The organism is Massilia sp. DJPM01 (genome assembly GCF_030348125.1).
Taxonomy (GTDB): Bacteria; Pseudomonadota; Gammaproteobacteria; order Burkholderiales; family Burkholderiaceae_D; genus Telluria_A; species Telluria_A frigida.
The window spans coordinates 64,640-77,730 of sequence record NZ_JAQOZV010000007.1 but is presented as its reverse complement, the minus strand read 5'-3'; the positions used below and the strand labels follow the sequence as shown (position 1 = coordinate 77,730).

The window sequence follows — 13,091 nt, the reverse complement described above, 5'->3', positions numbered from 1 at the left end:
AGTTAAGACATTTCAGCAATTTTTCTGACTCATGGCTTTGTGCGGTTTTGGGCCCGGATTTCGTGGCCTTGAAAGATTGGGCCGGTGGCGATATGTCCGGCCGGCAATCAAGTCGAGCAGTCCCCGCAGCAGCCTGGCGACCTTTCTGCCGATCTGTCCGCCAAGCAGAAAAATGGGCATTAATGGCTTGAGCGCGGTGTGGGCGTAGGCATGATTGACGCGCGTGCTCTCGGGCCGATCCGCGTCGGCATGAGCGGTCAGGGCAACGATGGCCTGCAGATTATCGCAGACGATTTTGGCGGCGACATCCTGGGCCACAGCTTGCTGGCTCAAGCCGGTGACGTGCTCCAGATTGAGCCGGTGCTTGAGCCGTTTGAACGCTTCCTCGATGCCCCAGCGCTTATGGTAGAGCTCGGCAAAGCATTCTGCCGGGTAAATTTCTTCGTCGAAGAGATTGGTCATCAGAACGCGTTGCTCGCCGCTGGGAGAGACGTTGCGGACCAATCGGACACGCTGCGGTTTGCGCGGACATTCGTAGTCGAGCGCGTCCGGCTTGTTCGGCGCAGGCAGCGTGACGACCTGCTCAAGCGCCTTCGAGTGCATAAACGTGCGCACGCAGGTGAAGCCGCTTGCATTGTCGACGCGCATGCAGAACTTGATGGCGCGGTGGTTCAGCACTGCGACCAGCCAGCGGCAAGGGTAGCCGCGATCGAGCAGTAACAGGTCGTCCGGGGAAAGTAGGTCCAGGTGTTCGAGCAGGAACTGGCGTTCGCCGCATTCATGGACGTTGTGCAGGGCGGCGGCGAGCATCAGGTCAGGCCCCGGCAAGAACAGGCCGAACAGGATTTGATCGGCCAGAGCGGCCCGCTTCACATGGCTGGCCCGCAGCCCGAACGCACCGTCGAGGCGTCGGCGGCGACCAGGCGCAACCCGCGCCAGCGCGGCACAAAACCGTCCGTTTCGGCGCGCTTGATGAGCCAGTCGTTGAGACCCGGAATGGCAGTCAGGGATAGTTTGGCGCGCGCCTGGGCGAAAGCCTGCTCGGACACCTCGTGAACGAGCTGGGCTTGTTGGCGCAGATGGGCGAAGAAGGTGTCCAATTCGGCTTGGATACTCATCCGCATGCCCGTCAGCATGATGGCAACCAGCGTCCCCAAGGGAAGCTTGCGACAGCGCGAGAACGCCATTGGATGGCCGGCGTGGAGCGCTTCCTGCAAAAATTCTGTTGAGCATAGTCGGGCAGCGAAATCTTGAAACAGCATGGACAGAACGGACATGGCAGACAGTGGAAATAAAAATTCACACTGACGACCGCGCTTTTAATTTGGTGTCAAGTACGGACTTGGTAATATTGAAAATAAATTACATAAATGCACACAATTCTCTTAACTTGGGTGGATTGCCTCGCTGCCCCATCCGTCTATTCGATCCGGCATGGACATCATTCTGTAGAATGAGGTCTTGAGCGCACAGGGCATGTGGCGCGGCTTTGGAAAATCGACAGTCAGGAGATGCGATGGGTATTGGGGTTAGGCTTTTCTTCGTGACGGATTGGCCGTATTTATCCCTGCCAAGATCAGGCGACGAAGTCATGGACATCATTGACGACGCTACGACGTATTTTTTCGAGGCCGAATGCGGTATTCCATTGAGCGTGAGTAAACCGCATTGGTGCCAACGTCTGGAAGAGGAGTGCCGTCATTTAAGTAATTGGAAGGCTGCTTATCGGGCAGGCGATTATTATGAGGAGGCGATCCGCCCCCTGATGACGAACGATGGGGAACGGGCCTGCGCCGACCGCGTTTTTGAAGAATTTTTTTGGGCAGGGGTCGAAGGCGAGGCGAACTCTCATCACGATTTGGTCGATGCGCCGAGATTTACCGGATACTGCGGTCTTTTGTTGTTTGCATTCGCCCCTGAAAGTGTTGATCCATTTCTCGATTCCCTGTCGGCGCTGATCTCCCGATTCGAGAAGATGAACCTGCGATCTATCGCACCGGCATCCATGTATAACAACTGGTATCCGTCGCCGGACGAATGGATATCCTATCTGAAGGAATGGATGGAGCCGTTCGCAGCCGCCAGCAAGATGAAGGCAGGGCTGATTGCTCAATCCTGCTGAATCCGATTCTGTGAATGGTGGCCTTCCCCCCATTCCGTGGGATGCGCAATGCCGTGAAAGGGTGTAAATTCCGCCAACACCCGCCCTCATCAAGAAGGAACATCATGTCCATTACCGTCAAGCGCGATCTGTCGCAACCGATGCGCCATATCGTCCACGTGCGCAACCACCTGATCCCGGCCGATGGCTCGGTCGAGGAAGGCGGCGCCGATGCCGGCCCCTCGCCGCATGACCTGTACGATGCCGCCCTGGGCGCTTGCAAGGCCCTCACCGTGGTCTGGTACGCGAAGCGCAAGGGCATTCCGGTCGAGGACATCGAAGTGACCATCGAGCGCGATGCCAGCGACGAGCGCAAGGGTGTGTACCGCCTCTCGGCCGCGCTGCAATTCGGCGGCGACCTGTCCGAGGCCCAGCGCGCCGACCTGCTTTCCGCCGCCGAGAAATGCCCGATTCAAAAGCTGATGACCGGCGTGACCACCGAAATCACCACCACCCTGGTGCAGCCATGAGCATCGCCTATTTTTTCAAGCCGCACGAAAAGGATATCGGCGGCGGCTTTCGCGTGCGCCGCGTGCTGCCGGCCGCGGCCAAGCAGGCGGTCGGGCCGTTCATCTTCTTCGACCACTTCGGTCCCCTCGACGCGCCGGCCGAGGCCAATCACGATGTGCGTCCGCATCCGCACATCGGCCTGGCCACGGTGACGTATCTGTACGAAGGCGCGATCGAGCACCGCGACAGCGTCGGTTCGGTGCAGCGCATCGAACCGGGGGCGATCAACTGGATGACGGCCGGCAGCGGCATTGTCCATTCCGAACGCACCCCGCCTGACCTGGCCGGCAAGCCGCACCGCTCGCACGGCCTGCAACTGTGGGCCGCGCTGCCGCGCGCGCACGAGGAAGACGCGCCCAGCTTCGCGCACACAGCGGCGAGCGACATCCCGCTGGCGCAGCTCGACGGCGCGCTGGTGCGGGTGCTGATCGGCAGCGCCTTCGGCCAGACCTCGCCGGTGGCGACCTTCAGCGAAACGCTGTACCTCGACATCGCGCTCGACGCCGGCCGCAGCATCGAACTCGATGACTTGCCGCCCGAAGCGGCGATCTATCCGGTAGCGGGCGAGATCGCGATCGACGGCGATCTGCTGGCGCCGCACACGATGGCGTATCTCGACGCCGGCAGCGGCGCCAGCGTGTACACCAGCGCCGGCGCGCAGTTCGTGGTCATCGGCGGCGCGCCGCTGGACGGCCAGCGCACCATGTACTGGAATTTCGTGTCATCGAGCAAGGAGCGCATCGCGCGCGCCTGCGACGATTGGGAGCAGCAGCGTTTCGACAAGGTGCCTGGCGAGACCGAGTTCATTCCCTTGCCGAAGCGCTGACAGGGAACTTTGCGGCGGGGCAGCGGTCTAAACTTTCACGTCAACAAACCGTGGAGGCGGTCATGAAGATTCCTGATGAGCTGCAAATTCCCGCTATCGTCTTTACGCTGCAGGCGGCGCTGCTGTTCGGCGTGGCGATGGTGTTCCTGGTACTTCTCCCCGGCGGCTGAGCCCGCCATGCCGGCGGCACCTGCCGCCGCCGGCTTCATGACAAGGCGGCGTCGCCAGGCCCTCGTCAAGAGCGCCCACACGCGGTGATGTTTCCGATATACAACGTTATCGCGGATTTGAGTGTTTCCTCAATACACAATATGTTGCCAATGGGACATAATACGTCCCCAGCATTCAGCAACCCATTGAGGAACTAGTATGAACCAACCACTGCGCCTGACCCTGGCGACCGCGATCCTGGCAGCGTTCAGCCTGTCGTCGCACGCCGCCGACGCGCCCACCGTCACCATCAGCGGGTTCGGCACGGCCGCCCTGACGGCCACCGATACGGATGATGTCGAATACGCGCGTTTCAATCAGGCGGCCGGCGTCGGCAAGAGCCCGCGCGCCGGTGTCGATTCCAACTTCGGCATCCAGGGCACGGCCAGGATGAATGACTGGCTGTCGTTCACCGCGCAGGGCCTGGCCCGCAAGAACGCCCGCGATTCCTATGGCGCCGAACTGAGCTGGGCATTCGCCAAGTTCAAGGTCAGCGACGAGATCTCGATCCGCGTCGGCCGCATCGGCATGCCGATCTACATGATTTCCGACTTCCGCCAGGTGGGCTACGCCAACACCATGATCCGTCCGTCGCAGGAAGTGTATGGCCAGATCTACGGCGACTCGTACGACGGCGTCGATGCCATGTATCAGCACAACTTTGGCGATACCACCGTGACCGCCCAGATCGGCGTCGGCACGATGTCGGCCAGGATTACCGACAACAACCGGATCAAGTACAAGCCGGCAACGACGGTCAATATCGTGGCTGAAAATGGCCCGTTCACCGTGCGTTTCGGCCGTGCCGACGCCAAGGTCAGCGTGGAAGACAGCGAATCGATCGACGGCCTGATCGCGACGCTGCACAAGGTGGGGATGAGCAAGGTCGCCAACGACCTGTCGGTCACCGATGTCGACGGTTCGTTCACCTCGCTCGGCTTCACCATGGATTACAAGAATATCCTGGTGCAGGGCGAATATGCCGTGCGCAAGACCGATTCGCTCACCCTGCCGGACACCAGCTCGTATTACGCGATGCTCGGTTACCGCTTCGGCAAGGTGACGCCGTATTACTACTACGGCACGGTGAAGCAGGACAGCGCACGCACGTACACCGGCTTGCCGGCCAGCGGCCCGCTGGCAGCGCTCGGCGCCGGCGTCAACGTCGCCATCAAGGCTGGCCTGCAAACGAGCAATGCGCTTGGCGTGCGCTGGGACTTCCACAAGTCCGCCGCACTGAAGGTCCAGGTCGACCGCATCAAGCCACGCGATGGCGCCGGCACCTTCCTCAGGGCCAAGCCAGGCTTCAGCGACACGGTCAACGTGTACGCCGCCGGCATCGATTTCGTATTTTAAGGAGAGCGGCATGAAGATAACTATCGGCAAGATGCTGCTTGCAGCCGGCTTGTTTGCGGCCACCGTCCCCGCCCTGGCGGACATCGTGGTCATCGTCAACCCGAAGAATCCGGCCACGCGCATGTTCAGCGAACAGGCGGCCCAGTTCTTCGTCGGTAAATCGGCCCTGTTCACGCCGGTCGAGTTCAACGAAGGCGCGGCCATCCGCACCGAGTTCTACAGCAAGGTGCTGCAGAAGGAACCGGCGCAGGTCAAGGCCATCTGGTCCAAGCTGGTGTTCACCGGCAAGGGCACGGCGCCGAAGGAATATCATTCGGCCGCCGAGGTGAAGAAGGCGGTCGCGGCGGATGTGAGCGCCATCGGCTACATCGACAAGTCGGCCGTGGACGATAGCGTGAAAGTCATCCTCACGGTGCAGTAAGCCATTGCGGCCCGGGCCCTTGCGCCCGGCTGGCAGTCACACGGCGTCACCATCGCGCCGGTCCTTGCGGCCGGCGCATCCCCTCCTTGCATCCCTCCCGTCATCATTTATTTCCTAGTGGCTCGCGATTGATTGCGGTGCGTAACACACGCAGGCGCTTGCCCAGGCCTGGAACTTTTCACTTTGGCATGTCATAAAATTACCTTTCGAGAAGAAGCTTATGTCTTAGGCTAGATTAAAGCGCATCAATGCCCGCCTGTGTTCCTTCGATACAACGCTTTCGTGAAATTGAACGCGTGCGCGGTACACAAATAGTTACTCGTGGCCCACACTGAAGCCTCAGTACGAGTGAACCATTGAGGAGAAAGTATGAATCAACCATTGCGTCTTGCCCTGGTCTCTGCAATCCTGGCAGCCTTCAGCATGTCGTCGCACGCGGCCGATGGCCCGACCGTCACCATCAGCGGATTCGGTACCGCGGCCCTGACCGCGACCGATACCGACGACGTCGAATTCGCGCGCCCGAATCAGCAGGCAGGGGTGGGCAAGAGCCCGCGTCCGGGTGTCGATTCCAATGTCGGCATCCAGGGCACGGCCAAGATGAATGACTGGTTGTCGTTCACGGTGCAGGGTCTGGCGCGCAAGAATGCGCGCGATGCCTGGGGCGCCGACCTGAGCTGGGCGTTCGCCAAGTTCAAGGTCAATGAAGAGATATCGATCCGCGTCGGCCGCATCGGCATGCCGATCTACATGATTTCGGATTTCCGCCAGGTCGGCTACGCCAACACCATGATCCGTCCACCCACCGAAGTGTATCGCCAGGTGAACGGCGATTCCTTCGATGGCGTCGATGTGGTGTATCAGCACAATTTCGGCGACACCACGGTGACGGCGCAGGCTGGTATCGGCAATATGAAGGCCAAGAGCACCGACGATGCCAAGGTCACGTACAAGCCGGCGACGGCGATTCACATCGTGGCCGAAAACGGGCCGTTCACGGTGCGCTTCGGCCGTGCCGATGCCAAGGTCACCGTGGAAGACAACAAGGCGCTTGACGGCTTGCTGGCCACCTTGCGCCGGGTTGGCTTGACCCAGGTCGCGCAAGACCTCAGCATTACCGATGTCGACGGCTCCTTCACCTCGGCCGGCTTCACCATGGATTACAAGAACATCCTGGTGCAGGCCGAATATGCGATGCGCAGGACCGATTCGCTCATCATCGTGGACACCAATTCCTACTACGCCATGTTCGGCTATCGCTTCGGCAAGGTGACGCCGTACTACTACTACGGCGACACCAAGCAGGACAGCGCCCGCACGTATGCCGGCTTGCCGACCAGCGGCCCGCTGGCGCCGCTGACCGCTGGCGTGAACGGCGTGGTCAAGGCGGCGCAGCAATCGACCAATGCGGTCGGCGTGCGCTGGGACTTCAGCAAGTCCGCCTCGCTCAAGGTGCAGGTCGACCGCATCAAGCCACGCGATGGCGCCGGCACCTTCCTGAGAGCCAAGCCAGGCTTTCACGACACGGTGAACGTGTATGCCGCCGGCATCGATTTCGTATTTTAAGGAGAGCAGCATGAACACTATCATCGGCAAGATGCTGCTTGCGGCTGGCTTGTTCGCGGCCACCGTGCCCGCCCTGGCGGAAATCGTGGTCATCGTCAACCCCAAGAACCCGGCCACGCGCATGTTCAGCGAACAGGCGGCCCAGTTCTTCATCGGCAAATCGACCCTGTTCACCCCGATCGAGTTCAATGAAGGCGCGGCCATCCGCAGCGAGTTCTATACCAAGGTGCTGCAGAAGGAGCCGGCGCAGGTCAAGGCCATCTGGTCCAAGCTGGTGTTTACCGGCAAGGGCACGGCGCCGAAGGAATATCATTCGGCCGCCGAGGTGAAGAAGGCGGTCGCGGCGGATGTGAGCGCGATCGGCTACATCGACAAGTCGGCCGTGGACGATACCGTGAAAGTCATTCTCACGGTGCAGTAAGCAGCGGCGGGCGTCAGCGGCCCGCGCAAGAACAGGTACCAGGCCCTTGCGCTGTGCGGCAAGGGCCTTGTCGTTTCCGGCGCAGAAACTTGCCGCCGCACGCGCGCATCTGCTAGGCTGGGCGACCGCGGCATGCCGCTCACCACGCCCATCCGATGACGCCACTTCCCGCCGCCCCCCTGACCGTTCCCGCACCGGACGGCGTGCCCGTCTTCGGCCGCTTTGCCGGCGCCGCCACGTGCTTCGACTGGGCTCGCCTGGCCGCGCCGCACGCGCGCAGCCGCTGGTGGCGCCGCTTCCACCACAAGCGCTGGCACTACACCGCGCTCGCTACCGATCAATTGTTTTGCGGCATAGCCATCGTCGATGTCGGCTGGACCAACACGGCCTTTGCGTATGTGTTCGAGCGCGGGCAGGGCGCGCTGGTCGCGGGCTTTTCGCGCGACGGTATTCCGGGGCTGACGGCGCGCCTGGCCGGTCACGCGGGTGAACAGAGCCGTTTCAGTTTTGCCGGCAGCCGCATCGCCATGTCGGCCAGCACGCTGTCGCTGCGCTGCAAGGACGTGCGGATCGATGCCGCCTTTGGCGCAGCGGGCGCGCCGCTGTTGCTGGCCGTGGGGCCGGTGCAGGGCGGGGCGGTGCATGCGACGCAGAAATCATCGGGCCTTGCACTCACGGGCACGGTGCGCGTCGGCGAGCGCGCGTACCAGCTCGGTGGCGGCGTTGCCAGCTTCGACTATTCAAACGGTTTACTGGCGCGCAATACGGCGTGGCGCTGGGCGTCGGCGCACAGCCTGGAACTGGGCTTCAATTTGCAGGCCGGCTATTTCGGCTCGCACGAGAACGCCTTGTGGCTGGATGGCCGCCTGATCGGACTTGGCGCCGCCACGTTCGAGTTCGTCGAGGGCGATCCGATGGCACCGTGGCACGTGTTCACCGACGACGGCTTGCTCGACCTGCATTTCACGCCGGAAGGGGCGCGCCGCGAGGACAAGAACCTGCTGGTGGCGGCCAGCCGCTATGTGCAGCCGATCGGTACGTTTTCCGGGTGGGTGAGGGCGAGTGCGGATGGGCCGCGCCGTACCGTGACACGTCTGGCCGGGGTGACCGAAGACCACGCGTCGCGCTGGTAGCGCACCTCGGCGTGACTGGTTCGGCTTGCCCTTGCGCTTGCCCGGCTTTACTTCTGTGTCGAAAGTAGTTCCCATCAAAAAGGAGTGGGAACTACTTTACGGGCGCGCCTGGTTACATCCAGACGGTGCGAGCAAGACGCTTACGCGTTTCGCGAGGGCGGTCCCACCCGGAAGCAGGACGAATGCGAGCGCGTCGCGTGCTGTGAAAAACCTTGCTTATCGGCGAGTGCAGGCCCGGAAGTCGGCGCTTTGTACCGGTGGGTTTGCAGTCGCGGATCCCGTCGGGCCGGACTGGACGGTGATATTTGAGAAGGTGACGTTCGCCAGGACCAAGTTCTGTCCAGGTGGGCAGGTAAAGTTGCCAGGACCTGGAGCATTGAGAGTAAGACAGCCTGACACGTTGCCGTTTCTATCGCTGACGAAATTCCCGGATGTCGAGACTGCCGTGTTAACCGTGGTCTTATTTGCTGCGCTGGGGCAGTTTCCATTTTTAGTTTGACAAACGAAGGTCGCTGTTGCATTAGCGCTGGCGTTAACGGTGATAGTAGCATTATCGCCCAATCCTGCTATTTTAAAGCACGTCTGCACACTGGTTCCGACCAGCGTCGACGTCACTCGCCCGACAAAATGGGGATTCGCCGCATAAACGGTGGTAGTTGCGCCTAAAAGCGCCCCGCACAATGCCATCGTTTTTGCAAGATGATTGATTCTGAGTTTCATGATGTTGCCCCTGAAAAGTGCTGCTTCGAGTACATCTTTACGACTGCTACGCTGCAAAGCGCCCAATCGATCGATCAGTTACCGCGCCTGGCTGCATGTTCGAGAGTAGGCTGCTGATACCTTGAAAATTTGTTCGATATCAGGGCTCGCGTTAAAGAGGAAAATTTTTCGTCTCAATTCAGCTATCGCGAAGGAACCCGCACACTGTTTCCCCGGTAGAACGTGAACTGCAGCGGTTCGGAAGGGGGATCCTTCGGAAGTAGCTCAGCGGCTTCTTTCACGAGCACATGCTTGTCGTGCGCGTCGACCTGCCGGCACAGGGCGATGCCGTAGCGCGGGCGCGCCGAGGCCGGCACAAGGCGAGGCGCCAAGGCGAGGCACCAAGGCGAGGCGCCAAGGCGAGGCGCCAAGGCGAGGCACAACATGCATATCTTTTTATCTTGACATCAAAATTCAATCGGCATATATTTCACATTCCTGATTTGGAAGCGTTTCCATAATCAGGGGAGCGGTAAGTTTCCACTCTCCAATACATCCAAAAAAACTGCGTGCGCAGGCATGCGGCCTGGCCGCCAAGGAGACCGATGTCCGGCGTGAAACCGTTCACGCCACAGGCGCCCCGGCGCCTCGATTGTCCCGCCCGATGCAGCCCGGGCCGCGCACTTCGCAGAGGGCCAGCTGCATGTTCGACCTGAATCTTGCCCGACCGCGCATGCAGCTCGCGTAGCCTGGCACAGCGCGATGCCGACGCTGACGGAAGCGCTACCAAATCGCTTCCGGCACGGTGCCGCATTTTATGAAGAGTAGTTACGAGGAGACATTGTGAATAATCGAAACAAGCAGCTGGTCAGCCGGAAACGCAAATTCGTCCTGTCCGCCATCGCGGGCAGTATCCTGGGCATCTATGGTGCCGGTGCGAGCGCCAGCGTGACCAATCCCGTGATCGGCCAGTTGCTGTGGTCGGAAGAGTTCAACGGCCCCAGCCTCAACACCTCGGTCTGGACGGCGGACGACGGCAACGGTTGCCAGATCAACCTGTGCGGCTACGGCAACCAGGAACTCCAGTACTACAGCCCGAACAACCTGTCCATCGTCAATGTGCCGTTCGAGCCCAATTCGCGCGCCCTGGCGATCAAGGCCCTGCAACAAACGGTTGGAAGCAACTCCTTCACCTCCGGCAAGATTACCTCGGCAGGCAAGGTGCAGGTGCAGTACGGCATGGTCGAGATTCGCGTGAGCACGCCGCAGCTTGGCAATGGCCTGTGGCCGGCCGCGTGGCTGCTCGGTGCCAGCCCGCAAAGCTGGCCGCGCAACGGCGAGATCGATATTGTCGAGATGGGCCACCGCGCCAGTTCGCGCGCCGCCGCCGGCAATGCGCCGATCGATCACTTCGTTGGCTCGAACGTCATCACCTATCAGCAGGCCGCCTGCGTGCCGGGCAATGAAAGCTGCGCGGCGTCGACCGCGTGGCAAACCAAGAACTGGTACATCGCCCCCACCTCGATGGCCAATCGCTTCGTTACCTACCGCCTGTACTGGACCGAATCGCAGATGCGCTTCACAGCGATCGACAACGGCGTCGAGCACAATTTGTACGATAACCCGCTGCCGGTCAATTCGACCGCCTTGCAGGCGCCGTTCTATCTGCTGCTGAACCTGGCGGTGGGCGGTAACTTTACCGATGCCGCTTCGCCGGGACAAGTCACCGCGCCGCTGCCGGGCACGATGTATGTCGATTACGTGCGCGTGTATCAGCTCGATGGCAAGGGCGCGGTCAAGCTGGGCAGCCAGACCACGCCGGAAGTGGGCAAGTTCGGCGTGTTCACCGATAACACCGCAGTCAATAACAAGCAGGTGGCCGGCACCAGTTCCGACGTCTTTGTGTGGAATAACGCGTCCATGTCCGGCGGTAATATTCCGCCTTACGAGGGTAGCAATGTCATGGCCTTGAACTACACCGCGCCCAACCAGTGGTTCGGCGGCAGCGTGCAGTCGCGCCAGGCGCATGACATGAGCAATTTCAGGAATGGCAATCTCAAGTTCCGGATCAAGATTCCCGCCAATGTGGCGTTCAATGTAAGTATCCAGGATACCTACACCAATCAGAACGCGGTCAAGTTCCCGGCGAATGCGACCACGTATGGCCTGGTGCGTAACGGTGAGTGGGCGACGGCGACGATTCCGGTATCGACCCTGGTCGGGCCGAAAGTCGCGTTGCAGTCGATGCTGGACCTGTTCCAGTTTTCGAGCGAGGCGACGCAATTGCCGAGCGCGCCGTTCCAGATGGCGATCGACGATATTGTGTGGGAGTCGGGTACACCGACGCCAACGCCGACGCCGACCCCGACCCCAACGCCGACCCCAACGCCGACCCCGACCCCGACACCGACCCCAACCCCGACACCAACCCCGACGCCAACGCCGACGCCAACGCCGACACCAACCCCTGTTTCGGTCAGCGCCACCCAGACCGGCCCGACAACCCTGCAATTTGCAGTGCGCACGTCAAGCTGGGCGGACGTGCACTACACGGTCAACGCTGGTGGACAGCAAAACCTGCGCATGCGCCAGGACGCGGGCAATAACACCTACTCGGCAGGTGGCCTGAAGGCGGGCGATGTGGTCAAGTACAGCTTCACGTACTGGGATACCACGCGTAACTATGCGGTCGACACCGCCCTGCAAAGCTTCACGATGAAGTAATTGCGTACGAGGGAGACAGCAGGGCGGTCGCGGATTGCGACCGCCCTGTGCCGTCTACCTGGCCTTGCCGGACGGCGCCGGCTGGGCTACCGCCAGCCATTGCGTCGTTGGCTGAATCGCTGGCGCTTTGCGTTCCGCACCGAAGGCCGCTTCGGCCTTGGCCGGTGTCATCCCCGCAATCAGGGGAAGCCACTTGCCATCTTCGGATACCAGCATGGGGATGACTGGTTTGATCGATTTCACAGCCAGCATGATTCCATATAGCAAGTTAAAATCCTGCTCCGCGCGTTGAGGCGTCAGTGCGCATGCGCGCGCCGGCGGCACGGACCGTGTGGCCCAGTAGGATTGCCATGCCTTTGATGGATCGCCGTCGCATTTTATCCGGATCACTTTTTCGAGGAAGGGCAAGCCGCCATCCGCACTGTCCCGCAATGTGCCGGGCACGAGGTAGAAGGTCGTGTTCATGACGGCTGCTGCCTTCTGCAAGCCTTTTTCAAACTGGTTGCAGGCTGGGCAATCGACAGCGGAGAACATGAGAATCTTGCGTCCTCCGCCATTGCCATAAGTAATCTTGATCAGCTTGTCGTAGTCGATATTGGCCATGACTTCGGCGCGTAACTCGTCGAGCTGGCTGGGCGTCATCAGGCGCGGTTTGCCCGGTTGTAGCCCGACTGTGTGATAGCCTGGTTTGCTTTTGCCGGTGATGGTTCCCGCCTCGTTGGTGACGGTGAGCACTGTCCCGTCGGCAGCGTAGATGCCGTACATGCCCTTCACCAGCGCCGGTAATACGGTGATACCCGGGGCATTGAGGTCCGGCGCTGTCATCCCCGCCCGGCGGAGGTTTGCCTGGAGCTTGGCTTTGGCGCTGTTGCCATCGGCGAATGCGCTGGTCGATGCCATTACCGCAGCCAGTCCCAGCAAAGCGGCAATGGATGGGCGGGTGGTGCCACCGGGCACCTTGAACGAGGCAATTGCCGCGCGATGCACATGTGATTTCACTTGATTGCCTCTTTTAATTGAACGTACAAAATAGCGATACGGGAAAATCATTGCGCAACCGCGCC

At 60.9% G+C, this 13,091-nt stretch carries 13 protein-coding genes; 9 read left to right on the top strand and 4 right to left on the bottom strand.

Features of this window, described 5'->3' with window-relative positions; translation table 11 throughout:
* Positions 1 to 12 precede the first annotated feature (12 nt).
* Together PO883_RS07065 and PO883_RS07060 are read right to left on the bottom strand one after the other, a co-directional pair.
* Positions 13 to 873, bottom strand: coding sequence for a transposase (locus PO883_RS07065; protein ID WP_289309116.1), 861 nt, complete (start codon positions 871 to 873; stop codon positions 13 to 15).
* Positions 870 to 1,277, bottom strand: coding sequence for a hypothetical protein (locus PO883_RS07060; protein WP_289309115.1), 408 nt, complete (start codon positions 1,275 to 1,277; stop codon positions 870 to 872). The genes PO883_RS07065 and PO883_RS07060 overlap by 4 nt, the downstream gene beginning before the upstream one ends.
* 314 nt (positions 1,278 to 1,591) lie before the next feature.
* Between PO883_RS07060 and PO883_RS07055 the strand changes: the two genes are divergently transcribed.
* The 8 genes from PO883_RS07055 to PO883_RS07020 all read left to right on the top strand — a co-directional run bounded on the left by PO883_RS07055 (position 1,592) and on the right by PO883_RS07020 (position 8,604).
* A complete protein-coding gene (locus PO883_RS07055; protein ID WP_289309114.1) occupies positions 1,592 to 2,122 on the top strand; it encodes a hypothetical protein in 531 nt (176 codons plus the stop codon).
* 104 nt (positions 2,123 to 2,226) lie between these two features.
* Positions 2,227 to 2,631 carry an OsmC family protein gene (locus PO883_RS07050; protein WP_167091466.1) on the top strand — a complete coding sequence of 135 codons (405 nt, stop codon included), beginning with the start codon at positions 2,227 to 2,229 and terminating at the stop codon, positions 2,629 to 2,631.
* Positions 2,628 to 3,497 (top strand): pirin family protein, encoded by an 870-nt coding sequence (locus PO883_RS07045; protein ID WP_289309113.1) that lies wholly within the window; start codon positions 2,628 to 2,630, stop codon positions 3,495 to 3,497. Before PO883_RS07050 ends, PO883_RS07045 begins: the two co-directional genes overlap by 4 nt.
* Positions 3,498 to 3,866: 369 nt before the next feature.
* A complete protein-coding gene (locus PO883_RS07040; RefSeq protein WP_289309112.1) occupies positions 3,867 to 5,063 on the top strand; it encodes a porin in 1,197 nt (398 codons plus the stop codon).
* A 10-nt stretch (positions 5,064 to 5,073) separates the two neighbouring features.
* Positions 5,074 to 5,484 (top strand): hypothetical protein, encoded by a 411-nt coding sequence (locus PO883_RS07035; RefSeq protein WP_289309111.1) that lies wholly within the window; start codon positions 5,074 to 5,076, stop codon positions 5,482 to 5,484.
* A 369-nt stretch (positions 5,485 to 5,853) separates the two neighbouring features.
* On the top strand, positions 5,854 to 7,050 hold the full coding sequence (locus tag PO883_RS07030; protein WP_289309110.1) for a porin: 1,197 nt from the start codon (positions 5,854 to 5,856) through the stop codon (positions 7,048 to 7,050).
* A gap of 10 nt (positions 7,051 to 7,060) precedes the next feature.
* Entirely contained in the window at positions 7,061 to 7,471 is a 411-nt protein-coding gene (locus tag PO883_RS07025) for a hypothetical protein (RefSeq protein ID WP_289309109.1), read from the top strand.
* A gap of 155 nt (positions 7,472 to 7,626) precedes the next feature.
* Complete coding sequence (locus PO883_RS07020; RefSeq protein WP_289309108.1) at positions 7,627 to 8,604, top strand: DUF2804 domain-containing protein; 978 nt, start codon at positions 7,627 to 7,629, stop codon at positions 8,602 to 8,604.
* 216 nt (positions 8,605 to 8,820) lie between these two features.
* On the opposite strand, the gene PO883_RS07015 is transcribed toward PO883_RS07020, so the two are convergent.
* Entirely contained in the window at positions 8,821 to 9,324 is a 504-nt protein-coding gene (locus tag PO883_RS07015; RefSeq protein WP_167091486.1) for a hypothetical protein, read from the bottom strand.
* 822 nt (positions 9,325 to 10,146) lie between these two features.
* Here PO883_RS07015 and PO883_RS07010 point away from each other — a divergent pair.
* Entirely contained in the window at positions 10,147 to 12,027 is a 1,881-nt protein-coding gene (locus PO883_RS07010; protein ID WP_289309107.1) for a glycoside hydrolase family 16 protein, read from the top strand.
* Between the two features lie 54 nt (positions 12,028 to 12,081).
* Here PO883_RS07010 and PO883_RS07005 read toward each other — a convergent pair whose 3' ends face one another.
* Positions 12,082 to 13,077 (bottom strand): hypothetical protein, encoded by a 996-nt coding sequence (locus PO883_RS07005; RefSeq protein WP_289309106.1) that lies wholly within the window; start codon positions 13,075 to 13,077, stop codon positions 12,082 to 12,084.
* Between the last annotated feature and the right edge of the window lie 14 nt (positions 13,078 to 13,091).

Coding starts and splice junctions, on each gene's coding strand:
- PO883_RS07060 (WP_289309115.1), bottom strand. CDS start 1,277: ATGTCCGTTCTGTCCATGCTGTTTCAAGATTTCGCTGCCCGACTATGC.
- PO883_RS07055 (WP_289309114.1), top strand. CDS start 1,592: ATGGACATCATTGACGACGCTACGACGTATTTTTTCGAGGCCGAATGC.
- PO883_RS07050 (WP_167091466.1), top strand. CDS start 2,227: ATGTCCATTACCGTCAAGCGCGATCTGTCGCAACCGATGCGCCATATC.
- PO883_RS07045 (WP_289309113.1), top strand. CDS start 2,628: ATGAGCATCGCCTATTTTTTCAAGCCGCACGAAAAGGATATCGGCGGC.
- PO883_RS07040 (WP_289309112.1), top strand. CDS start 3,867: ATGAACCAACCACTGCGCCTGACCCTGGCGACCGCGATCCTGGCAGCG.
- PO883_RS07035 (WP_289309111.1), top strand. CDS start 5,074: ATGAAGATAACTATCGGCAAGATGCTGCTTGCAGCCGGCTTGTTTGCG.
- PO883_RS07030 (WP_289309110.1), top strand. CDS start 5,854: ATGAATCAACCATTGCGTCTTGCCCTGGTCTCTGCAATCCTGGCAGCC.
- PO883_RS07025 (WP_289309109.1), top strand. CDS start 7,061: ATGAACACTATCATCGGCAAGATGCTGCTTGCGGCTGGCTTGTTCGCG.
- PO883_RS07020 (WP_289309108.1), top strand. CDS start 7,627: ATGACGCCACTTCCCGCCGCCCCCCTGACCGTTCCCGCACCGGACGGC.
- PO883_RS07015 (WP_167091486.1), bottom strand. CDS start 9,324: ATGAAACTCAGAATCAATCATCTTGCAAAAACGATGGCATTGTGCGGG.
- PO883_RS07005 (WP_289309106.1), bottom strand. CDS start 13,077: ATGATTTTCCCGTATCGCTATTTTGTACGTTCAATTAAAAGAGGCAAT.